Origin of the sequence: Brevibacterium oceani (assembly GCF_013623835.1) — a bacterium.
In the GTDB taxonomy this organism is placed as follows: domain Bacteria; phylum Actinomycetota; class Actinomycetes; order Actinomycetales; family Brevibacteriaceae; genus Brevibacterium; species Brevibacterium oceani.
The window spans coordinates 467,829-490,605 of sequence record NZ_JABKDE010000002.1 but is presented as its reverse complement, the minus strand read 5'-3'; the positions used below and the strand labels follow the sequence as shown (position 1 = coordinate 490,605).

Sequence of the window (22,777 nt, the reverse complement as noted above, 5' to 3'; positions counted from 1 at the left end):
GACTCGTCTCGTAGTGCTGACGCGAGACATCGGGGACATGGCCCTGTATGATCTCTTAGAGAGGGTGCGAGTGGTCTGTCGTGCATCACTCACGGAGTCTCACACGAGCGAATCGACACAAGGCGAGAGGAAAGATCCATGGACACGAGCATTCTGGAGGCGATCAGCCTCGCTCAGCAGAACCCGGTGGCGGCCTGGGACATCGGCACGTTCCTGGAGAACGCGCAGTCGACGATCAAGGGCTGGGGTGGCGGTCTGCTCACCCTGCTCGGCATCGTCGGCCTGATCTGGGGCGGCGTGCTCCTGATCAAGAAGCTGATGGCCAATCCGCAGACGGCGGGGCAGCAGTCGGGCTGGGGAACCATCGCCCTGCTCATCATCGTCGGCGGCGCGCTGTCGGCGACTGGCTTCAGCCTCATCTCCAGCATCGGCGAGGGCGGCAAGACGACCATCGAGGACCTGGGCAACGGCACCGGGACGGTGATCGCGCAGCATCTCGTCGACGTCGTGTCGGTCCTGCCGTTCTGACACGCAGGGGCACGAGTCACGACCGGGCGCACGCCGTCGACGAGAACCGGGTCGGTCGGAGGCGAGATGCCTCTCACCGGCCCGGTTCTCGTCTTCTCGGCGTCGTGACGACATGACGCGGCATCACCGAACAGGGAGATCACAGACATGGGATTCAAGGACAAGGCGGTCGCCTTCAGCAGGAAGCTGAAGCTCGACTCCCACCACGCCATCGAGCGCTTCGGCGTCTTCTTCAGCCTCTTCACCGTCGTCGGGGCCGTCGTCCTCGCCGGGTCGGGCGCAGCTGCGTTCACCGCGGGGCGGGACGCGATGAGCGAACGGGCGATGTACACGACTCAGTTCGAGACCTCGAAGACGGGACTCGGCGGCGACGTCGACGGGATCTACGTCAACGAGAACCGGAACAAGGCGCTCGTGCTCATGCACTTCGACAACGACGCGCCGATTTCGTACCAGGCCGACGACTACCAGGCGTTCCTGCTCGGCTCGAACGACGACCTGTCCTCCGCGCCGCTGGAGACCGCCGGCATCACCGGGCAGTTCCACGTGTTCGGCTCGACCGGGTACATCGGGATGGTCCTCGAGGCCGAGGAGCCGTTCGACCAGCAGGTGCTCAACCTCACCCTCCGGTCGAATTCGGAGCTGGCCTTCGACGCCGACGACGAGGCGACGGGATCGGACGAGACCGCGGAGGCGACGGCAGGCGACCCGTCGTTCCAGCAGTACGACCAGTGGCAGGTCTTCTTCAATCCCGGGGCGAGCGGGGTCAAGGAGGTCAACGCTCTCGACGAGCTCAGCTTCGACCCGGCCCGGGCCTACTACGACACCGTCCTCAAGGACGCGGAGGAGGAGGCGCGCGCGGACCTCGACAACGGCCTGCAGGCGATGCGCTCCGACCTCGCCCGGATCGAGTCCTACACCGAGGACCTCAACACCACGAAGGCCGACGGGCTGTATCTGCGGCCGCCGGAGGTTCCCGCCTCGATCGCGGGCGACGAGGTGGTCGGCGACTCGGCCGGTGAGGCCGAGGACGGCGTGTCGACCCTGGAGCTGAAGACCGAGCACGTCGTGCCGGGCGGCTTCGACGTGAACTGGCGGGCCGGCGACGTCTACGAGGGCTACCTCGACGTCCTCGTCCCGAACGGCCAGACGACCTCCGAGTACCTCGCGGGAAAGCGCGACGAGACGCTTTCGGACGACGAGAGGAGCGACGTCTCGGGCATCGAGTGGACGCTGTCGGACGGGTCGAGCCTGACCGAGGACTACCAGGACTCCGACGTGACGATGCGGCCCCTCATCAATGTGATGAACAACCTCTCGCAGGCCTACTCGGACTACTCGCGGGACAAGACCGCGTACCAGTCGACCCTCATGCTCAACCTCCTCACCCTCGACGTCGACCTGCGCGATGTGCAGTCCAACAGCTCCGTCCGCGACGACGAGGGCGTCCTCACGACCCTTTACTGACGAAAGGAGGCAGACGCGATGACCACTGGCGACTCGAAGAAGCCTGACGAGCCCAACGAGTCGGCCACGGGCGAGGCGGCCGAGAAGGCCGTCGACAAGGTCGGCAAGGGCACTGACGGAGCCGCGGGCAACGCTGCGGGCAAGGCCGTCGAGAAGAGCGTGTCCGGCGACGGCCCCGGTAAGGGTCGTCAGACGGCTGGACGCTACACGGGGGCGGCGACTTCCGGCGCGGTCGGCGGCGCGCAGAAGGGCAGCGCTCCGGGCGCTGCCGTCGGCGCAGCCAAGAATGTGGCAGCTGAAGGCGTGAAGGACGCGGGCAAGGGCGCGAAGAAAGCCGCCGGCGGTTCGCCGGCGGCTCAGCCGGCCGGTAAGCGCATGGCCAAGGGCGCGGGTCAGAAGAGCGCCGGCCCGGCCGCCTCGTCCGGCCAGAAGGGGCCCGTCAGCCAGAAGCAGCCGGCCCCGACGTCGACCGGCGGGGAACGCAGCTCGAAGAAGCTACCGACCTCCGGCGGCGGCGCGGGAGACAAGGCGGGCAAGGCCGCCGGTGCCGCAGGGGCTGCGGGTGCCGCTGACACCGCAGGCAAGGCCGGGGACGCCGCTGACAAGGTCGGCAAGGCGGCGGAGGGCGCAGAGGCGGCCGGGAAGGCTGCCGGTGCGCTGGAGAAGGCCAACAAGGGCTTCGACGGTGCGAAGGCGAATCTCGCCGGCGGCGCGACGAAGAAGGCGATCGAGGGCGACGGTTCGTCCAAGGGCCGCCAGAACGTCGGGCGCTACGCGGGTGCCGCGGTGGCAGGCGGCGTCTCGGGGGCGGAGAAGGGCGCGGCCGTCGGCGGCGTCGGAGCGCTGCCGGGTGCTGCCATCGGCGCGGCGAAGAACGTCGCGGTGGAGGGCGGCAAGGACGCGGTCAAGGGCCTGGGCAAGGCCTCGCCGACGGCCGAGCCCGCCGACAAGCGCCTCGGCGCAGGCGGGACGAGCAAGAACGACGAAGGCATGGGCACGAAGGTGGCGAAGGGGGCCGCCCTCGGAGGCGGCGCTGCCGCCGCTCCCCCGGTCACCGGCCTGATGATGCTCATGAAGCTGCTCAAGATGCTGCAGCTGCTCATGCTGCAGCTGGCGACGCTCGCGATCAATGCTGCGATGGGCGTCTGGGGGCTCATCGGCGCAGCCTTTGCGTGGCTGGGTAAGACCATCGCCGCGCCCTTCGTGTTCATGGGCGGGATCATCGCAAAGGGGGCCGGGGCAGTGCTCGGTATCACGGTCGGGGCGACGGTCGCTCCGGCAGCCGCGGTGACCTCGGGTGTTGTCGCCGGTATCAGCGCGGTCGCGATGGTCGGTACGCTCTTCGCCGGCGTCATCAACTCGGCCGCGTACACCGGTGGCACGGCCGACAGCGGATCGCAGATCTGCACAGTCTCCGGCGGCGGGGGCTCGGGCGAGACCGGCCCGGTCGACGCGAACGCCGAGGAGCAGGCGAGGCTCGTGTACTCGGTGCTCAAGGACTGGGGCATGCCGGACGAGAATATCGCCGGGATCCTGGGCAACTGGGACGCGGAGTCGGGCATCGACCCGGCGAGCGTGCAGAACTTCCCCGTCCGGACCTACACGATGACGGCGGAGAAGAAGTCGGCGGCGCAGAACACGAACAACGGCATCGGTCTGGGCCAGTGGACCTTTGACCGCAACTCGATGCTGCGCGACTACGCCTCCGACAAGGGCATGGACTGGTGGACCCTCGAGGCCCAGCTCGCGTTCATGGCTGAGGGGGACAACGCCTCTGATCGCGACATCTTCCTTGGCATGGTCGAGACCTCGCAGGGCACGCCCGGCGAGGCCGCGCTCTACTTCCACGACAAGTGGGAGCGCTCCGCGGACACCGCAGAGATGGCCGAGCGCCGAGCCAGCAAGGCCGAGATGTGGTACGGGAAGATGAGCGGCTGGGAGGTCGACGACTCGATCGCCGGAAAGATCAACGACATCATCGGCGGACTCCTCGACGGCATCGAGGGCGGCGTCAACACGGTCCTCGGCAACTGCGAGGAGGAGGAAGGTGGTGGCTCGGCCACGCTGACCGAGGGCGGCATGTCGCTCGAGGACGCCGAGGCCCTCATGGAGCTCTACAACAAGGAGGGCGACGAGGTCCTGCAGTCGAAGTTCAACGGTGGCGGCCCCGGCAAGTGCAACGGCAGCTACATCGAGAACTGCGTCTCGTTCAGCTGGTACTTCGTCACGAAGTACACGTCCTACACCGGGGGCTACGCGCCGGGCAACGGCAAGGATGTGGCGGCGTCGATGGCCAGCGCGATGGGCAAGAAGACTTCGGACACGCCGACGCCGTACTCGGTGTTCAGCCACGCCAACTCCTCGGCCGCCGGTCACACCGGCATCGTGCTGGGCGTGGAGGGCGACCGCATCCTCATCGGCGAGGCAGCCTACTGCGCCTGGCCGGGGCGGGCCCGCTGGGTCGAGGCGTCGGAGTGGAAGAACGCCGGATGGACCTTCACCGACGTCTCCGACATCCTCAAGGACGGCGACGAGGTCAAGGTCTGACTCGACTCCCCTGATGCCGGTGCTCGACGATTCGGGCACCGGCATCGTCGCGTTCGAGAGGTGGTGCATCGACCTTTCGACAGGCGTGCACATGGCTATCGAATAGTCTTTCGCGATAGACTCGATTCGTATACGAGGCGATCAGCGAGCGAGGAGCACAGGGGTGAGTCAGGACCAGGACAAGGACGCCGAGAAGCGGACCACGCGGACGATCTGGGGCGTGGAGCGGCCGTCGCTGCCGAAGTTCGAGGTCAAGCGCCGCCGAGTCGACGCCGAGGACCTCCAGGAGAAGTTCGAAGCCTGGGACGCGGCCAGGCGGGAGCGCCGCGCCGAGCGCACGCCCGAGGACAGCGCAAGGTCGATCCGACGATGGATCGCCGCGGCCCTCGGGGCGGGAGTGGTCGCGACGGTGGCGGTCTCCTCCGTCCTGCTCGGCGACTTCGACGCCGAGCACGCGTCCAACGAGAGCCGGATCTCCCAGCTCGAGCAGCAGGTGGTCGGCGCGGAGGCCGACGCGATCCCGGCCGACGCGGACCTCGCCGGGCTGATCACGTCCTTGACGAAGGCGGCGAGCACAGACGCCGAGGAGGTGGCCGTGGCCCAGCAGGCCTTCGCAGGGCTGAACCGGAAGGCGACGACGGCCAAGATGCCCGACGACGGCACGCCGAGCCACGAGATGCTCGACGTCGTCGAGCACCGCAAGGAACTCGCGGACTACTTCGCCGAGGAATCCTTCGTGGCCGAGGACGATGAGGCTTATCAGTGGACGACTGCTCCGCAGTTCGACCCGACCATCGAGATCGACCCTCGCTACGCCTGGTATGTGCGCTACGACGGCGGCGTCGCGGCGGATCCGGACGCCTACGCCTGGTCGGTCTCGACCGTGATGCCGATCCTCGATGACGAGGAGGGCGCGCCGACGCGCGCCTCAGTGGTGTGGCTGTGCCGCGACACCGACACCGACGAGGTCCTCGCATGGGCCAGTGCGACGTACGTCCTCGACGAAGGCAGCGAGGACAGCGGGGCCTTCCAAGACCTCGAGGTGGCCGTGACGGCCCAGGGGGCGACGCAGCAGCGCCCGCAGGAGAAGACGGAGACGACGGTGCCGGAGCTGGACGGAGAGGACGAGGACCGATGAGCACTCAGCAGACCACGGAGCGGCCGGAGAGGCAGGGCTTCTGGCGGCGCAACGGCTGGATCGTGGCACTGGCCGGCGTGCTCGCCGTGGCGCTCACGGCGACGATCTGGAACGCCGCCTCCCAGAGCAGCGACTTGGAGGCCCAGGAGCAGAGGATCGAGGACCTCGACGACGAGCTGGCATCGATCCAGCAGGCGAACGAGGAGAAGATCGACGACGACGCCTTCGCCGCGCTCGGCGTGGACTCGGGACGGGCGACCCAGGACGCACAGACGATCACAGCGCTGCTCGATGCGGCGTTCACCTGGGACTCGGGCAAGGGCTACGAGACCGCGCGCGCCGACGTCAAGGAGACCTACGGCCTCAGCGAGGACGGACCGTTCCTCACCGACTTCATGCCGCCGAGCCGATTCAACGAGGACTCCGAAGGGACCCGGTACTACTACATCGACAGCGAAGGCCTGAACTCCAAGCTCGGCGGCGAACCCCAGGTTGAGGTGGTCAGCGTCCGGGCCGACGTCTACCGGTACGCGGTGATCGCGACGGCGTCGATGAGCACCGACGCGGTGGAGAAGAACGACTCGATCCCGGCCGAGGTCCAGGCCGATCGGAAGATGTTGCTGTTCGTCAGCATCGACGGCGATGGAAAGATCACTGAGCTCTCCGGTGTGCCGGCGAGCGGATCAATCCGCCACTCGGACTGACTCAACAGTCCTCTCGTACTCCCTTTCGACTCGATCTCTTGATAGAGTTGTGCTGGTATCCGAGTGAAAAGCGAGTTGAGGGCGAATGGCATCGACAGAGAGTGACGAGTCGGGGGCTCAGGCCCCGGGGTCGCGGTACCAGAAGCGCTTCGTCGCCGCCGCGAAGGACGACGCGGGACGCCCCGCCGACGACCCCGAGACCGCGACGAGCGATGCGCCTGAGGTCGCCGACGGGCCCCTGATGAGTCCGAGGGCAGCGATCTCCGGCGTCGGCATGATCGCCCTTGCGGCGATCTGCTTCGTCGTCTCCTCTGTCCTCGGCGGCGGGGACGTCTCCGTGAGCGAGGAGACCGAGCGGACGGCCTTCGAGCTCAAGACACGCGTCACCGAGGCGGAGGTCAAGGCGGACTCGCTACCCGAGGTCGACGACGCGGAGGCCTCGCTGAGCCGCGTGCAGGTCGCGGCGAACCAGGTGGCCGACCTGCAGAACGACTACCGCCTCCTCACACCAGCCTCGGCCGCATCTGGGTCGCTGGACGAGGATGCCGTGCAGTCGAGCCTGCGCACCCTCATCCCCCTGTTCGCCCCTGGCACGGACCAGGCCGAGCTGCGCCCCTGGTACCTCCTGGCTGCCGACGCGGACGTCCCGGCCGGAACCGGGCTTCCGATGGGGTTCGACTCCGGGTTCCGGTGGGAGGCCCAGGTCCCCTACGGCATCGAGCCCGACAGCACGATCGAGGTGACCTGGCTCGCCGTGCAGACGCGCACAGCAGAGGGAGAGGAGCCCGCCGTGCTCGCCTGGGCGACCGCGACCTATGACATGACCCGCGGCACGTTCTCGAACGTGAAGCAGGGCACGACGACGACGGGCGAGGCCCTCAAGCTGGAGGTGAAGGGACTGTGAGCGACCTCAGGACCAGGCTGCGCCGCAGGGCCGGAACGATCATGGTCGGCGGCGCAGGGCTGCTGCTCACGGCTTCTGTGGGCACTCTGGCGCTGCCGATGCTCGGCGGCGACTCGGCGGCAGCCGAGGCTGACGCACAAGAGGCCATCGCTGAGCTGCGAACCCAGGCTGATGAGGCCGAGGACGAGCTGGCGACCAAGCACGAGCAGCTGCTCGCGAAGCTGCCGGGGGCTGACGTGGAGCGGGTGGCCCGGGACAGGGCGACGGGACGAGGCCTGCTGCTGACGCTGACTGGGACCTCGTCGTCGACGAGGTCGGTCGCCGAGACGCAGGCTCTGCTCGACGCCCGGTACAAAGTGCTCGGCCCGGACTCGCGCGCGCTGACGGAATTCGTCCCGGAGTGGATGTCGGCCACCGGCGCGGCGCAGGGATCCGGGACGGTCTACCGGATCAGCGATCTGAGCATCGACGTCGGCGGGATCAGCGGCCTCGACTACTCCTACGTCGGCGTGGCTCGTCTCGACCCGGTCGTGCTCGACGAGGACGAGGCGGGACCGAGCGAGTTCGTCCTGCTCAGCTTCTCCACCGCGCAGGACGGGACCGTGACCCGCTTGGACGTTTACCGCACCGAGACCAAGTCCCGCGACGCCCTCCTCGACGAGGGCTCCGACAAGAAGGGGACCGGCGGATGACCCGTCGATCCGAGACGCATCACCGAACGACGACACGAGACGAAGGACAGGCAGGCATGAGCACGACGACACTGGACGTCGAGAAGACGAAGAAGGACGCCGAGAAGGCTCCGACGAAAGCGAAGAAGCCAGCGAAGCAGGCGGCGAAGATCACTCGTTTCGGCCTCTGGCGGGAACGGGCGGCGCAGAAGCGCGCGGAGAGAGCGTCCGAGCGCGGATGGCTCTCCGTCCTGTCGTGGACGGTGGTGTTGCGCCTGCTGGTGATCACCGCCGACTACCTGCTGGCCATGCTCACGGCGACGGTGGTCATTCCCCAGCTGGCTCTGTGGCTGCACCAGCAGTCGGGGCTGGGCGACCCCGGCCTCCTCAGCGACGCCTCCATCGCGATGTGGCTGCTGCCGCTGGCCTCGATCGTCGCCCTGGTCGTCGTCGGCGAGGTCGTCCTCATGCGTCGGATGTGGCGCTGGGCGACGGAGCGACTGGACAAGATCAAGGGTGTCGACGCCGAGACCGAGCCGACCTCGGCTCAGACCACGAACCGAACGAGCAAGAAGAACAATCGGAAGAGGAGCAAGTAATGCGCACCGCAGGACTGATGATGAACGACGTGTGGGCCGACCGTGTCCTGCGCGAGCACGGAGTCGACGCGTTCGGCTACGAGGACCTCGACGCGGAGATCACGGTCCTCGTCGAATCCGCAGAGCTCAAGCATCGGGGCAAGGACGAGAACCACCGGCCCTACCTCCACCTGTCCGGAGAGCTGAGGACGGTGACCCCGCCCAGCGGGATCCTCTACGGCATCTCGGAGGTCGACTACTCCCCCGGGCAGGGTGAGCGTGTCGACGCCTACTACGAGTTCGACGACGAGCAGCTGGTCGCCCTGGCCCGCAAGGGCTACTTCACCAATGCCTTCGTCGTGCCCGAGTCGATCACCGACATCCCGTGGGAGCTGCCCGCGAAGATCGACATGCTCGTGCTCGCCCCGACGGGCACGGAGGCCGACAACGGTGCACCGGTGGTCTTCACCCGGGTCCACGGCACCGGCGGCCTCGAGGTCGACCTGGAGTCGAGCGGCTACGACGTCACCGAATACTTCGCCGACCACACAGCAGGCGTGCACCGCGAGGAGCAGGCGGCCGTCGACGAGCGGGGTCTGAAGGCTCGTTCGGACGCGATCAACTCGCTGTTCTCCGAGGATGAGTTCGAGGTGGACTCGGTCGGCCAGCGGATCCCGGAGGGCCGGGTCGAGGCTGCGGCGCAGCCGGCGGCCGACAGCGTGTCGACGGGGCTCGTTCGGGCCCGTGAGGCCATCGAGGCCGAGGCCGAGCAGTACCGCGCCGAGCTGGAGAGCCAGGACGGTACCCCGGAGAACCTCTACCGCGATCGGGTGGCTGTGCACGACGAGGCCGAGGCGGTCGAGGAGCGCAGCACGGATCCCGCTCCGACTCGCCGCGACCTCGATCTGGACCTGAGCCTCGGTGATGACGTCGCCGACCTCCCCGACGCCGGACCGAGCTTCGAGGAGCGCAAGCGCCGGGCCGTCGAGCGGGCGGCGGACCTCGATCACGGCGAGGACGCGTCTGCGAAGAGCTACGGGGACTGATCCGATCGCGCTCACGGGCCCCGGCGGGCGATGTCTCGCCGGGGCCTGCGCGCACCCAGAGGAAGGAGAGGCGGCATGCCGCTGAAGACCGACATCATCGTGGTCAACGAGTACAGCCTGCCGTTGCCGGGCGGCAAGGGTTCTCGCGGCGGGACGCCGGGGGCGTACGTGACCCGGTACATGGCCCGGGAGCAGGCGACGGAGTCGCTGGCTCCGATCCAGCGCTTGCGCACCGACGACTTCATCATGCGCTACATGGCGCGAGAGTCAGCCGTCGAGCACGCCGGCCTGTCCAGGTCGGCGGCCAAGACGGAGATGCGCCAGGCGCAGGGCGACGGAGGCGTGGCGTTCGGCTACGGCTCGGCATCGCTGTCGGACGACCAGCTGAAGGCGGCGTCGGCGGACATCCAGCGGGGCTTCGAGTCCGGCAAGACGGTGCTCAAGACAGTGCTGTCCTTCGACGAGGCCTACCTGAAGCGGCACGGGATCGTCGACGAGGACTTCGTGCTCTCCGGCCGCGGGGGCTACCGCGGCCACATCGACCAGATGAAGCTGCGGATGGCGATCATGCACGGTCTTGACCGCATGGCGTCCGGCTCGGGCGGCTTCGACGACCTCCGCTACGTCGGCGTCATCCAGGTCGACACCGAGCATGTCCACTGCCACCTCGCCGCCTATGATGCCGGGACGGGGCAGGTCACCAGGGACGGCACGCAGCGCGGCAAGCTGCTCGACAAGCACCGCTCGCGACTGCGCCGAGGGATCGACGCCTACCTCGACGAGAAGCAGGCCGTCGCGCACCTCTCCAGCGCCGTGGGCTACGAGCGGCGCAACGTCACGACCTTCATCAAGCGCTGGGCCCACGACCGGATCCGACAGGACTCGCTCCCCCAGTTCCTCCTGGCGTGCCTGCCCGCCGACCGGAGCCTGTGGCGCGCTGGGTCGAACCATCCGAGCATGCGCAAGGCGAACCGCGTGGTCGCCGAGCTCGTCGACGAGCAGCTGGAGCGCGCGGGGTCCCCGCTGCCGGCGGCCATGGAGAGGATCGTAGGCTACGCCGACAGGCGACGCGAGAACGAGGGCCTGTCGGCGCAGGAGTGGCGCGCCCTCGTCGAGCGCGGCCGGGGCCAGATCACCGAGCGGGCCGTCAACGGCGTCTACCAGATGCTGCGCGCCCTGCCCGAGTCCGAGCTGCGGGTGCGCACACCGATGCTCGAGGTCATGAGCATGGACGACGACCAGCTGGCCGTCATGGCCGCCGACGAGCAGGCAGCGGGCCGCGAGGCGGAGGACGACCTGATCTCCTTCGGCTTCCGCCTGCGCTCGTACGGGTCGCGCCTGCGCCACCACAGCGACCGCGCGAAGTCCTACCGCGACCTCGCCCGGCAGTGGGAGAAGGCCCAGCGGGCCGACGTCGAGGCGGAGGACTCCCGCCCCCTCTACGACTTCTACCGGTTCGAGGCGGACTTCCACCGCAGACTGGTGGCGAAGTACCAGCACTTCCTCCCTTTCCTCGCCGACGCGAGCCAGTGGGCCGAGCAGCAGCAGGCCGTGGCCGACTACGGACAGCGCCTGCTCTCGCTGATCGCTCTGCGAGGTGACGCCTCGCTGCAGCGGATGAAGGACGCCGAGGCCGCCGAAGCGATGGGGCGCGAGATCTACGACCAGCCCGGCGGACGGCACCTCACCGAGGGTCGTGCAGGGCGTGCGGTGCTCGACGACCGGATCCGCTCCATGACCGCCGTCTACGACGAACGCCTCGACGACCTCCGGGCAGAGCTGTCCTCCGCGGGACTGGTCCTGCGTGCCGACCGAGGGGACGGGACGGGCGACGACGAGCCGAAGCCCGGAGACGGGATCGCCGTCGTGCCGGGGGCGGAGCATCCCTTCGACGAGGTCAAGGGCCTCGACCTGCACCACCTCGGCTACGATTTCGTCGCCGACGTGGAGGTCGGCGAGGCCGTGCGGCAGGAGTTCGTGTCCGCGGCCCACGAGAGGCGTCGGCGTCTGCTGGCGGCCATGGACTACCTCGACTCCTCCGGGCAGGCGGAGGCGATCTCCGACCTCCCGGTCGACGACGTGGCCTCGATGGTGCGCACCGCCGAGGAGATGCCCGGCGACGGGCAGGCGACGCTGCGGTCCAGGATCGCCGAGCTGCGCGCCGAGGAGGCCAAGCGGGAGCACGCCCGCCGCTCACGGGCCTCGTCGCTCGACGCGGGCCTCGTCGTCCGCGTCCAGGAGCGGGTGGACGAAGCGGTGACCTCGGTGGACACCGGCGTCGACCCGATCGACGAGTCGCATGATCCGCAGCGCGAGTGAGAGAGATCTTTCGATTCGTCTCTCATGGGTCTTGCGATAGCGTCTATAGAGTATTAATGTGGAGAGCGTTCGACAGGCACTCAGGCGCTGTTCGGACAGACCAGTGATCAAGGCCGACTCACGAATCGAGTGGTCGGATTGAACGAAAGGATGAGATCATGGTGATGCTGCAGGGCAAGGGTGCGATGACCGGAGTCAACCTCGTGGCGAAGGTCTACAACAACGGCGAGACCAAGGATGGGAAGTCGCACTACGCCGACATCCAGGTCGACGCCCGCGACCCCCGAGCGAAGGGTCAGACGAACCTCAACCTCAAGTCGGAGGCGCGCAAGGACGCGGAGGGCAAGCCCGTCCTCGACGCCAACGGACGCCAGCGCTTCAGCAACGGCGCTCCCTACTCCAAGGGTCAGCTGGAGGAGATCGTCAAGGCCGCCGGACCCAACAAGGAGCCCCTGGTGACCAAGGACGGCAAGGAGGTCGGCACCGTCTACGGCCTCAAGGGCAGCGTGATGCCGTCGACCAACGGCTCCGGTCTGGTGGTCAACACCAAGAAGGTCGAGCCCGGCGAGTTCAAGGTCGACAAGGACACGATCGCGAACCAGTTCGACGCGATGCGCGAGGCGCGCGACGCCGCGAAGGCCGCCAAGCAGAACGAGCCGGAGCAGACCCAGGAGGCTGCGGCTGAGGCCCCCGCCGTCGAGCAGGACGAGCCGGCCGTCGGCTGACGGGCGCAGCGACTCGGACGCACACGAAGGCCCCCGAATCCCTCAGCGGTTCGGGGGCCTTCTGCATACACAGAGAGGACCAAGGACATGGCTGATCTCAGGAGGAGTCGCTTCGGCGTGAATCTTCTCGTGACGGCGCTGGACCGCCACCTCAGCGGAGCGGATCCGCAGGGGCGTCGGTACCAGGAGATCGACGCGCAGGTCGATCACCGCGACCGTCAGGGTCGAACCCAGACGAATCCCCATCTCGCGACTCGGAGGCAGGACACACCGCACGGCCCGAGCATGCCGAGCACGACGGAGCTCTATGCGGCCGAGGATGTGGATGCGATCGCCTCCGCCGCGGGCGAGGACGGATCGTTCGAACTGCGCGGGACGAACGGCCAGCGCATCGGCATGCTGTACGCGGTGAAGGCGGACGTCGTGCCGCTCGACGCTCATGGGGGCCCAGGCCGCTCGAGACCGGACATCGACAGCCTGCGGCCGTCGGACTTCGACGTCGACCTCGGCACTCGTGAGGCGCAGTTCCAGAACATGCTGCGCATGCGCGGCGAGGGAATGGACGAAGCGGTCGCGGTCAGGGGGCACGACACCTATCTGCGCGAGCGGCAGTCTCAGGCGTTCCGCGACGGCGACGGGGCGGACGGGATCTCGACCGAGGACGAGATCATGCAGCATCAGACGACGCTGACGGCCGACGAGCGCGCGCAGGGCGTGCGTCCGGTGCGCCTGGACACCGTGGAGCTGCGCGGGGCCCGTACAGCGGAGCAGAAGCGACTCATGCCGGACCTCGATCATGGGGGATCCGCCCGCCCCTCCGACGGACCGCGGCCTCGGCCCCAGACCGCTACGAGAGCCCCTGCGAGTTCGCAGGCAGGGCTGTCGGGCATCCGAGCGGGGGCACAGTTCGGCTCCGCTCCCCCGCCCGGACAGCCTGGTTCGCGGTTCAATCCGATCGTGAGGGAACGCGGCGAGGCGCGACGGTCGAGCGCTCCGGACGTACAGCGGGCGAACGATATGCACCACTTCCGCGACGACCGGACCGGACAGGTGATCTCCATGGGGTCGGGACGCCTGGCGAAGAAGGGTCAGCCCGAGGGGTCGCGCCGGATGTCGGCCGAGGAGTACCGGCTGCACCGCGAGGACGTACGTGACAGCCCGGTCCAGCGGGACGCCGGGCGTGCCGGCACCGGCGCGGGGCCGGCTCAGCCGAGCCGCACCCCTGCTTCGGACAGGTCGGCGTTCGCCGCCGACGTCCTTGGTCGCACCGGCAAGGTTCTCGATGGGAAGGCCCCTGCACCCGAGCAGCCGACGGGGCAGGAGGCACGACCGCTCAGCGAGCGCTTCGCTTACAGGTTCGACGACCCGGAAAGCTCCTCGGGCACCGAGCCCCAGCCCGGGGACTGAGGCAGGAGGACGACCATGACCGATCAGAACGCTCTGACGGGCACGAGCCTGCTCGACGTCGGCTTGGATGCGGCCACGGCACCCGCCGAGGCCGAGGATCCGTGGGAGGCCGAGGAGCGCCGCCTGCAGGAGGTGCTGGACGCTCGGCTCAGATCGCAGCGCGAAGCGCAGGCGGCCCGGTCCCACCGGGAGCCGCAGGACGCCGAGGCGGCTCAGGAGCGGCAGGCCGGCCCCGAACTCTAGAGTCCGCTCCACTCGACTGGCCCCCGGCGGCGAACCGGGGGCCTTTCGGTGTCGTTTCTCGAATGACTCTCTTGATAGACTTTTGATTGATCTTTCAGACCAATGGCGAGTCGTCGCGACGAGTCGCACGAGAGGGCTCACTGCATGTTCAAGGACACCGAACTCAACGACAGGTACCCGATGCTGGCGAAGCTGTCGAACCCCCTGAAGAAGATGGAGCGCGACCTCGTCGGCCGCGAGAAGGAGAAGCTGCAGGTCCTGGCCACGATGCACCGCCCGGAGCTGTCGAACGCCATCCTCCTGGGGCCTGCGGGCGGCGGAAAGACCTCGCTGGTGCAGGGGGTCATGGTCGAGGACACCGAGCGCGACTACCTCGAGGCCGACCCGGCGAAGATGATCGCCGAGGCCGGCGACGGCGACCAGATGGCCTCGACGCTCAAGCGATTCTTCGACGAGGCCGAGACCTTCGTCAAGGACGAGGGCACCGAATTGGTGCTCTTCATCGACGAGTTCCATCAGATCATCCAGCTCTCTGAGGCCGCGACCGAGGCGATCAAGCCCGTGCTCGCGGCCTCGGGCACGCGCGGCATCCGGATTATTGCGGCGACGACGTACGACGAGTTCCACCTGCATATCGCGAAGAACCTGCCGCTGGTCGAGCGTCTGCAGCGCATCAACCTCTCGCCGCCCGACGAGGAGACGACGGTCAAGATCCTGCAGGGCATGGCCAAGCGCTACGAGATCGACGACCAGTTCTACGACGACCACATCTTCCGGCAGATCTACGAGTACACCGAGCGCTACATGCCAGCCAGCGCGCAGCCGCGCAAGTCGATCCTCGTGCTCGACAACATGACCGGCTGGCACCGGCTGACCGGCGCGGCGATGGACCGCGACCTGCTGGCCGACGTGCTCATGCAGCAGCTCGGCGTGAACATCTCGTTCCGGGTCGACGGCGCGAAGATCAAGAAGCAGCTCGACGCGCGGGTCTATAGCCAGGACGCCGCCACGAGCGCCCTGGCGCGCCGCCTCCAGCTGTCGGTCGCCGACCTCAATGACAAGGGCAAGCCCGAGGCGTCGTTCCTGTTCACGGGCTCTACCGGCGTTGGCAAGACCGAGCTCACCAAGTCGCTGGCGCAGCTGCTCTTCGGCGACGACCAGAGGCACCTGATCCGCTTCGACATGACGGAGTTCGCCGAGGACTCCTCGCTGCAGACGTTCCGGTCGGAGCTGACGAAGAAGGTCTGGGACCTCTCGCACGCAGTGCTCCTCTTCGACGAGATCGAGAAGGCCTCTGCGGTGGTCACGCGCGTGCTGCTCCAGGTCCTCGACGACGGGCGGCTGTCGGACGACAACCAGCGCGAGGTGAGCTTCCTCAACACCTACATCGTGCTCACCACGAACGCCGGGTCCGAGATCTACGAGACGATCGCGCAGTACGCCGCCGACGACACGGGCTCGGGCAAGCAGATGGAGGAGTACGAGAAGCTCATCCGTCGGTCGATCTCCAAGACGCAGGAGGGCAACAAGTTCCCCGTCGAACTGCTCGGACGCCTGGACGCGATCGTGCCGTTCCAGCCGCTGACGCTGTCGACGCAGGAGAAGATCGTCGAGAACAAGCTGCGGCAGATGGTCCAGGAAGTATTCGTCAAGCACAACGTGCGCGTGACCGTCGACCAGGACGTGCTCACCTACCTCATCGAGGACAAGGGCGACACCGACTCCAACGCCGGCGGTGCCCGAAAGGCCGTGGGAAAGATGACCGACGAGGTCACCACAGCGGTGGCCAAGTTCATCAACGAGCACCCTGCGGAGCGGCGGATCCGCATCGACGTCGTCGGCGAGCTCACGAGCTCGAACAAGAACCTGCTCAGGTCCGACGCCCACATCGAGGTCACGGCAGCGCGATGACCCCGGGCGAACTTGGTGGCGATTCGACTGACCTGTTTCGAAACGAGTCGAGACGTGTCTGTTGATCCACTCGATAGAAGCGCGATAGGATACTCATAAACCAGGCGAACCGTGATTCGAATGAGCGAAGGGACCAGCGATGGGCATTCTGGCGACGGCTACCGACAGCCGCAAGAAGGTGACGAAGGAGCGCAGGAAGAAGCCTGACGAGCTCCTGGGCTCCGTGGTGCGGGAGACGGCGATCCCCGCAGCGATCGAACTGCTGAAGGCGAACGAGAGGTTCGCCTTCCCCTCGGGCACGACCTGGGTGATGCTCATCCTCTCGGCCGAGGCGATCGGTGGGCTGAGCAAGCGCCATGGTCGCGACGAGGCCAAGGGGTCGATCATCGAGCTGATCGACTCCGACCAGATCCACACCGTGGCGACGTCGGAGATGCTCGGCGAAGAGGTCTTCGGGATCATCCCCGACGAGGAGACCCTGCTGCGGATGGAGGAGTACTCGCTGCTCACCGGCGCTGAGTACGGCTGGGCCGTGGTGTGGCAGAGGCAGCCCAGCGGCGAGCTCGTCGTCGACGCGGTCGGCGACGCCGGCCAGCGCGACGACGACGGCAATGTCGTCGTGTCGGGCTTCGCCCAGGCGAAGGCGGTCGCCGCGGGAAGCCTGGATCTCAAGGAGGCCGTGGGCAAGAACGTCTGGGACGAGCACAGCGGAGCCGTGGACGAGGAGCCCGGCGGACAGGTCAGCGACGAGACTGTCGACGCCTCGGCCAGCGTGGAGACCCAGCAGTTCGATGCGGTCGACGATCCCGACAACGACGAGATCTTCGACTCCGTCCCGGAGGACGCCGACGCGACGTCGGACGGAGACGAGCCGGTGTTCGACGACGTCGTGTTCGACGACGAGGCGGCCTTCGACGATGGTCCGATCGACGAGGGCGATCTGCCGAGCGCGATCGATGACGCTCCGGTCTTCGATGAGTACGACGAGGACGAGGGCGGCTATGTCGCCGAGGAGGCGCAGGCTGCTCCGGAGGCCACCCCCCTGGCCGATCAGGACGAGGTGCGCAGCGTGCTCGCTCGACGATTCCTCACCGAGGACCTCGACCTGCAGATCGGGCTCGACACCTTCAATGCGACCTTTTCCATCGGCGCACCGGTCGTCCAGATCGACGTCCCCGAGGGCGCGACGGAGTGGCTCGGCGATCAGATCGCCCAGCTCAATCGGCAGGCCAACGCGGACCTCGCCCAGCTGCGCTACCAGCACGAGGACGAACTGCGGTCGCTCTACATCACCCTCATGTCGAAGCACGCCGAGGAGGTCATCCGCGACGTCGCCGTCGACCGCGAGGGTGGGGTGTACAAGCAGCTCACCGAGGCTGCCGAGGTCCAGCGGTCCGAGCAGCTCTCGGGCAAGGAGCAGCGGGTGCGGGAGCGCCGCACCGAGATCGGCCGGGACTACGAGGCCCAGGCGAAGAAGATGGCCGAGCAGGCGGCCATCCAGGCCGAGATCCAGTACAAGGAGCGCAACCGCTCCAAGATGGAGCGCGAGCAGGCCGACGCCGTGGCCGAGATCGAGCGGCTCATCGAGAACGACTACGCGTTCAGCCGGCAGGAGATCCTGCGGGTGCGCCGCCAGCACGCAGAGCTGAAGATGGCCACGGGCGAGACCCGCATCCTCGACGTGCTGCGCGAGAAGCAGAACGAGTACTTCTCGACCGAGGAGGAGCGGCTGGCCCAGTGGAAGGACGAGATCCAGCGGATCGTCGCCGACAACCGCGAGGCCGACATCGCTCGGAGCAACGCCCTGAGCGAGCAGCAGCGCACCACCGACGAGATCGGCGTCCTGCGCCGCGAGCAGGAGGATCTGCTGGCGTCGATGCGCACCGAGCACGCCGACCGCGTCCGCCGGATGGAGGATGAGCTCGACCGGACCCGCCAGGACGCGGTGACCAACCTCAAGGCCCGCGAGGCCGAGTGGAAGCACGCAGTCGACCTGGAGAAGGAGAAGGTCGACTCGGTCAACCGCCGCAACTCCGACCTCATCACGCAGCTGGAGATGGCCGACACTGCGGCCGAGAAGCGCCATGCTGCCCGGCTGGGCGAGGTGCTTGCGGACAAGGAGAGCTACGCGACGGAGCTCGAACGGGCCTCGGCGCTCCAGAGCCGCTACAACAAGATGATCGTCGCGATGATCATCGGCCTGCCCATCCTGGGCGGCCTGGCCGGGTTCATCGGCGGAGCGGCCTTCGGGGGCTGAGCGGTTCCCACCCCACAGCGCGGGACGGGCCGGACGGCGCACAGAGCGAATCGGCTTTGTGCGCCGTCCTCGTCTGCGGCGCTGATCAGAAGCACAGCGGGAAGCACAACGAGAACGAGGAGCCAGGATGGCACAGGGGAAGCGACGGGCAGGACGGCCGAAGGCGTCGAGCTGGGACAAGCTGGCGGCGCGGACGTCCGCCGAGACGCTGGATAACAGGGACGTCTTCGACGACCAGCAGCTCGATCGCAGCGTCAAGCAGACGAAGCGGTCCAACACGCTCGGAACGGTCCTGGCACTAACAGTCGGCGCAGCGGTCGCCATCCTGATCTGGGTGCTCTGCTCGATGGTCGCGGTGATGGTCGCCTCGCTCGGCGGCATGGCCTCGGGGATGACCGGAGGCGGGGCCGAGCCGGGCTCGTACTACTACGTCGAGGACTCCAAGATGGTCGACGGCTCCCCCGTCGACTGCTTCAACCCGGTCGACCGGGACGGCGACCTCATCCTGGACGCCGAGTGCTACGACCAGGCCGAGGACGTCCCTGTGCCGGACTGGTACGAGCCGGCTGAGTCGGCCGATGACGCGACGCCGGCGCAGGGCCCGACGCTCGGATCAGAGCTGGGCACGATCTCGGGCATGAAGCTGTTCTTCTCGCTGGCCGGCGGAGGTCTCATCGCGATCATCATCGGGTCGTGGACGAGCCGGCAGGTCAAGAAGCACAACGTGCGCGTCGATCACTCTGACATCAACGAGCACCGCAACGACCAGCACCTCTCTCTGCCCGAGGAGGTCATGCGCAAGTTCGACTGGGCCCCGGACTCCGGAGCCCACTTCTCGTCGCAGGTCAGCACGATGATCAGCCACGTGATGCTCAAGAAGAAGGGACTGGGCACCGTTGAGGTCGCCCAGCGGGCTGAGGAGGACGAGCTCGACGAGGATGGAGCGGTCGCCTACTACAAGGGCGAGGCGAAGGTCGACGACGAGGGTCGCACGATCACGAAGACGCGTCCGATGATCGACGAGGAGTTCGGCACTGCGCTATTCGAGGCCTCGGGGCTGACCGAGAAGGCGCTGCAGAAGACCTTCGACGCGACGACGATTCCCTACAATCCCGGTGGCCGCGATCGTGACAAGCTCGGCCACGACCCGAAGCTGCCGAAGGGGAAGAAGGGGCAGTACGAGGTCGTCGCCGACCTCATCAAGGACGACTGGGAGTTCCCGGACTACGAGGTCCAGCGCCCGGGCGGGGCCTACCTGGTCGACACCTCTCCCACGAACACGATGGTGCTGGCCATCACCCGAGCCGGCAAGGGCCAGACGTACATCGAGCCGATCATCGACATGTGGTCGCGGGAGAAGAACCCTTCGAACATGGTCGTCAACGATCCCAAAGGCGAGCTGCTCGTCAACAACTACGTACCCTTCGTCATGCGCGGCTTCGAGCCGGTCCAGTTCAACCTCATCAACCCGATGAAGACGAACATCTACAACCCGCTGGGCATGGCCGCCGAGGCGGCCCGCGAGGGGAACTCGACGAAGACCGCGATGTACGTGGAGAACATCGCCGACGTCTTCTTCCCCACCGACGGCTCCGAGGATCCGGTGTGGCCGAACGCGGCCAACAACGCCTTCAAGCGTGCGGCCTACGGCCTCATCGACTACTACCTCGAGGAAGAGCGGGAGATGCGCGAGCACGCCGCGGCGACGAAGCTCGATCCGGCCACGCTCGAACAGCAGCTCGACGACATGTGGGGCAAGGTCACGCTCTACAACTGCTACCAGCTGTTCGTGCAGCTGACCTCGAAGAAGATCAAGAACCCGAAGGCCGAGCTCGAGCAGCGGGTGAAGAACAAGGAGTTCGAGGACGACGAGGACGCGTTCAGGGCCGCCGAGGCCGAGGTGGAGAAGAAGGCCTTCCTCTGGGAGGACAAGGGCGAGCAGGACATGCTCACGCTGTTCTTCAACGCCACCGAGGCGCTGCCGACGAACACGATGCGCCAGCTCATCGGCAACGCCAACAACGCGCTGCGCGCGATGGCCGGCGCGGAGAAGATGCTCGCCTCGGTCTACGGCATCGCGATCACGGCCATGTCCTTCTTCACCGATCCGACGATCTCCGCGCTGACCAGCGGCAAGCCCTCGCAGAACACCGACCTCGCCGGACTGAGCTTTCCGCGACGGATGGGGGTGCGCTTCGCGCCGGACTACATCAAGCGTGACCACCTCAAGGGCCTGCAGGTGGTGTGGTCGGCCTACGCCGACCCGCAGTTCAGCGAGGACCTCGGCAAGGACTTCGGTCACGAGGACATCGTGTCGATGGAGGGCTGGGCCCGCTACAACTTCAAGGGGATCTTCCCGAAGGACGAGGCCTGGCTGAAGCTGGAGCTGAAGAACCCGCAGAGCGGGATGCTCGTGCGCACGTTCTACTTCCACTTCAAGAAGGGGTACCAGCTCTCGCTCAACGGGCGGCACTTCGTCGTGGAGCCGGTGACCGGCCGGAAGATCGTGAAGAATGGCGTGCTGCGCGAGCTCAAGCCCGTGCGTGCTGGCGGCACCAGGGACGGGGCGATCGAGTCGTTCAAGCCGGGCGACACGATGTACCCGCACTCGCGGCTGGACTTCGCCAGCGGAGGCAATCCGGAGCTGATCGAAGGTGAGACGCGGGCGATCACGCAGTCGATGGTCCGCTACTCGGAGCAGCCCAAGGCCGTGTTCCTCGTGACGCCGCCGCACCTGATGAAGTACGCCAAGCTGATCCTCATCCTGGTCAAGCAGCTCTTCGACGTCTCCGCGGACCAGGCGTACATGACGAAGGCGAACCAGAAGCCGCTCTACCGCACGCGGTTCATGCTCGATGAGCTCGGCAACCTGCAGTCGGAGGGGCACGGCATCGACGGATTCGAGACGATGCTGAGTATTGGACTGGGCCAAGAGCAGCAGTTCACACTCATCCTCCAGACGCTGCAGCAGCTGCGGAACGTGTACGGCGAGACCTCCGACAAGGTGATCCAGGGCAACGTCGGCAACATCGTGTTCCTCAAGTCCACTGACGACGCGATGATCGAGACGCTGGAGAAGATGTCGGGCACGCGGCACGTGTCGCGGACCGGTTCGAAGCAGATCACTGAGAACCTTGACAAGATCGCCGGCGGGCGGACCGATGGCTCGATCTCGCGCACGACGCAGACCGAGGAGGAGCCGCTGATCAAGTACAACGACATGGCATTCCTCTCCCCGAGGAACTCGATCGTCTTCCGCGCCGGCGACGCGCCGGTGTGGAACCGCAATGAGACGATCCTGCCCATGTCGTTCAAGCTCCTGCGCTCGGGCTCGAAGATGATCCACCCCGGCCACGAGTACACGCTGCAGACGATCCCGACCCTGTCGAGCGCGATCGACTTCGACGTGCGCCGCAACCAGCCTGACTTCCGGGCGATGCTCGACAAGCGCATGGCGCAGGCCGAGAGGGCCAAGGATGCGAAGGAGATGTACCGGGAGCTGCACGACTACAAGGAGGTCGACATCGAGCGGCTCGATCCGGACGTGTACGCCGATGAGGTCATGGAGGTCGTGACGGTGATGACGGCGATCGACGCCGGGCACGATCCGAACGCACCGGTCATGGTCGACCCCGAGGAGTACGAGGCGATGGCGGGTTTCAGCGACGAGGACTTCATCGCGAACACCGAGGTCGCAGCCGAGATCGCCGATCGCGAGGCCAGCGACGCCGAGCGCCGAGTCCTGCGCTACGCCGAGGGTCGAGTCAGCCAGGAGATGCTCGTCAACAAGGATGGGTCGGCGAAGCTGCGCAGCCTCGACTTCGAGATCGGCGAGGCCTACCGGTCGGCGCGGACGGCGATCGAGGCCGACCATGCCCACTTCAGGGTCGGCGGCGACGGCGAGCTGCGCAGCGCCGACGGGTCGAAGACCTACATCAGCGAGACGCACTCCGACGAGTACGCCGATGCGGCGCGGCGACTGAACGGCGAGGCCGAGAGGAAGGATTCCCGCGTGTTCGCCGAGGGCGACCTCTCGGCCGAGGACCTGCAGGTCCTCTCCTCGGTCAAGGTGCACGCGGCGTTCTACCAGTACTTGGCCTCGCTGCCCAGCTGGGGCGTTCTCGCCGACGGCGAGTTCGACCGTGCGATGGCGGTGGAGATGAAGAGCAAGGAGTGATCAGGCGGGGCCGTTGCACGGCGGTCCTCCTCGGTGCCGGTGCCGGGCCGCTCTGCCTCATTCGCGAGGCGTCGAGTGGCCCGGCACTGCTCTTTTCGACTCGCTATCGACTCGTCACTGAATGGCGGGGTATGATCTATAGAGAGTTATGAACC

General features: G+C 67.3%; 16 protein-coding genes. All 16 read left to right on the top strand.

The window, feature by feature from the left end; translation table 11 throughout:
* Positions 1-138 precede the first annotated feature (138 nt).
* The 16 genes from HK401_RS05680 to HK401_RS05605 all read left to right on the top strand — a co-directional run bounded on the left by HK401_RS05680 (position 139) and on the right by HK401_RS05605 (position 22,622).
* Positions 139-528, top strand: a complete 390-nt coding sequence (locus tag HK401_RS05680; RefSeq protein ID WP_181273685.1) for a hypothetical protein — start codon at positions 139-141, stop codon at positions 526-528.
* 147 nt (positions 529-675) lie between these two features.
* Complete coding sequence (locus tag HK401_RS05675; RefSeq protein ID WP_181273684.1) at positions 676-1,995, top strand: hypothetical protein; 1,320 nt, start codon at positions 676-678, stop codon at positions 1,993-1,995.
* A gap of 18 nt (positions 1,996-2,013) precedes the next feature.
* Complete coding sequence (locus HK401_RS05670; protein ID WP_181273683.1) at positions 2,014-4,542, top strand: phage tail tip lysozyme; 2,529 nt, start codon at positions 2,014-2,016, stop codon at positions 4,540-4,542.
* A gap of 163 nt (positions 4,543-4,705) precedes the next feature.
* On the top strand, positions 4,706-5,680 hold the full coding sequence (locus HK401_RS05665) for a hypothetical protein (protein WP_181273682.1): 975 nt from the start codon (positions 4,706-4,708) through the stop codon (positions 5,678-5,680).
* Positions 5,677-6,384 (top strand): hypothetical protein, encoded by a 708-nt coding sequence (locus HK401_RS05660; protein ID WP_181273681.1) that lies wholly within the window; start codon positions 5,677-5,679, stop codon positions 6,382-6,384. The genes HK401_RS05665 and HK401_RS05660 overlap by 4 nt, the downstream gene beginning before the upstream one ends.
* An 85-nt stretch (positions 6,385-6,469) precedes the next feature.
* A complete protein-coding gene (locus HK401_RS05655) occupies positions 6,470-7,288 on the top strand; it encodes a hypothetical protein (RefSeq protein WP_181273680.1) in 819 nt (272 codons plus the stop codon).
* The gene (locus HK401_RS05650) at positions 7,285-7,980 is read left to right on the top strand and encodes a hypothetical protein (protein WP_181273679.1); all 696 of its coding nucleotides are present in this window, start codon (positions 7,285-7,287) and stop codon (positions 7,978-7,980) included. The genes HK401_RS05655 and HK401_RS05650 overlap by 4 nt, the downstream gene beginning before the upstream one ends.
* 56 nt (positions 7,981-8,036) lie before the next feature.
* Positions 8,037-8,558: a hypothetical protein gene (locus tag HK401_RS05645; RefSeq protein WP_181273678.1), complete on the top strand. Its 522-nt coding sequence runs from the start codon at positions 8,037-8,039 to the stop codon at positions 8,556-8,558.
* Complete coding sequence (locus tag HK401_RS05640) at positions 8,558-9,583, top strand: hypothetical protein (protein ID WP_181273677.1); 1,026 nt, start codon at positions 8,558-8,560, stop codon at positions 9,581-9,583. The genes HK401_RS05645 and HK401_RS05640 overlap by 1 nt, the downstream gene beginning before the upstream one ends.
* Positions 9,584-9,658: 75 nt before the next feature.
* Positions 9,659-11,902: a relaxase MobL gene (gene mobL, locus HK401_RS05635; RefSeq protein ID WP_181273676.1), complete on the top strand. Its 2,244-nt coding sequence runs from the start codon at positions 9,659-9,661 to the stop codon at positions 11,900-11,902.
* Between the two features lie 158 nt (positions 11,903-12,060).
* Complete coding sequence (locus tag HK401_RS05630; protein WP_181273675.1) at positions 12,061-12,627, top strand: hypothetical protein; 567 nt, start codon at positions 12,061-12,063, stop codon at positions 12,625-12,627.
* An 87-nt stretch (positions 12,628-12,714) separates the two neighbouring features.
* On the top strand, positions 12,715-14,034 hold the full coding sequence (locus tag HK401_RS05625; RefSeq protein ID WP_181273674.1) for a hypothetical protein: 1,320 nt from the start codon (positions 12,715-12,717) through the stop codon (positions 14,032-14,034).
* A gap of 15 nt (positions 14,035-14,049) precedes the next feature.
* Positions 14,050-14,277 carry a hypothetical protein gene (locus HK401_RS05620; protein ID WP_181273673.1) on the top strand — a complete coding sequence of 76 codons (228 nt, stop codon included), beginning with the start codon at positions 14,050-14,052 and terminating at the stop codon, positions 14,275-14,277.
* 144 nt (positions 14,278-14,421) lie between these two features.
* Entirely contained in the window at positions 14,422-16,188 is a 1,767-nt protein-coding gene (locus HK401_RS05615) for an AAA family ATPase (RefSeq protein WP_181273672.1), read from the top strand.
* Between the two features lie 139 nt (positions 16,189-16,327).
* On the top strand, positions 16,328-18,445 hold the full coding sequence (locus HK401_RS05610) for a hypothetical protein (protein ID WP_181273671.1): 2,118 nt from the start codon (positions 16,328-16,330) through the stop codon (positions 18,443-18,445).
* Positions 18,446-18,572: 127 nt separating this feature from the next.
* Complete coding sequence (locus HK401_RS05605; protein ID WP_181273670.1) at positions 18,573-22,622, top strand: type IV secretory system conjugative DNA transfer family protein; 4,050 nt, start codon at positions 18,573-18,575, stop codon at positions 22,620-22,622.
* Positions 22,623-22,777 lie beyond the last annotated feature (155 nt).

Excerpts from the sequence above, each read along its gene's own strand:
- HK401_RS05680 (WP_181273685.1), top strand. The coding sequence starts at position 139 with ATGGACACGAGCATTCTGGAGGCGATCAGCCTCGCTCAGCAGAACCCG.
- HK401_RS05675 (WP_181273684.1), top strand. The coding sequence starts at position 676 with ATGGGATTCAAGGACAAGGCGGTCGCCTTCAGCAGGAAGCTGAAGCTC.
- HK401_RS05670 (WP_181273683.1), top strand. The coding sequence starts at position 2,014 with ATGACCACTGGCGACTCGAAGAAGCCTGACGAGCCCAACGAGTCGGCC.
- HK401_RS05660 (WP_181273681.1), top strand. The coding sequence starts at position 5,677 with ATGAGCACTCAGCAGACCACGGAGCGGCCGGAGAGGCAGGGCTTCTGG.
- HK401_RS05655 (WP_181273680.1), top strand. The coding sequence starts at position 6,470 with ATGGCATCGACAGAGAGTGACGAGTCGGGGGCTCAGGCCCCGGGGTCG.
- HK401_RS05645 (WP_181273678.1), top strand. The coding sequence starts at position 8,037 with ATGAGCACGACGACACTGGACGTCGAGAAGACGAAGAAGGACGCCGAG.
- HK401_RS05640 (WP_181273677.1), top strand. The coding sequence starts at position 8,558 with ATGCGCACCGCAGGACTGATGATGAACGACGTGTGGGCCGACCGTGTC.
- mobL (WP_181273676.1), top strand. The coding sequence starts at position 9,659 with ATGCCGCTGAAGACCGACATCATCGTGGTCAACGAGTACAGCCTGCCG.
- HK401_RS05630 (WP_181273675.1), top strand. The coding sequence starts at position 12,061 with ATGGTGATGCTGCAGGGCAAGGGTGCGATGACCGGAGTCAACCTCGTG.
- HK401_RS05625 (WP_181273674.1), top strand. The coding sequence starts at position 12,715 with ATGGCTGATCTCAGGAGGAGTCGCTTCGGCGTGAATCTTCTCGTGACG.
- HK401_RS05620 (WP_181273673.1), top strand. The coding sequence starts at position 14,050 with ATGACCGATCAGAACGCTCTGACGGGCACGAGCCTGCTCGACGTCGGC.
- HK401_RS05615 (WP_181273672.1), top strand. The coding sequence starts at position 14,422 with ATGTTCAAGGACACCGAACTCAACGACAGGTACCCGATGCTGGCGAAG.
- HK401_RS05610 (WP_181273671.1), top strand. The coding sequence starts at position 16,328 with ATGGGCATTCTGGCGACGGCTACCGACAGCCGCAAGAAGGTGACGAAG.
- HK401_RS05605 (WP_181273670.1), top strand. The coding sequence starts at position 18,573 with ATGGCACAGGGGAAGCGACGGGCAGGACGGCCGAAGGCGTCGAGCTGG.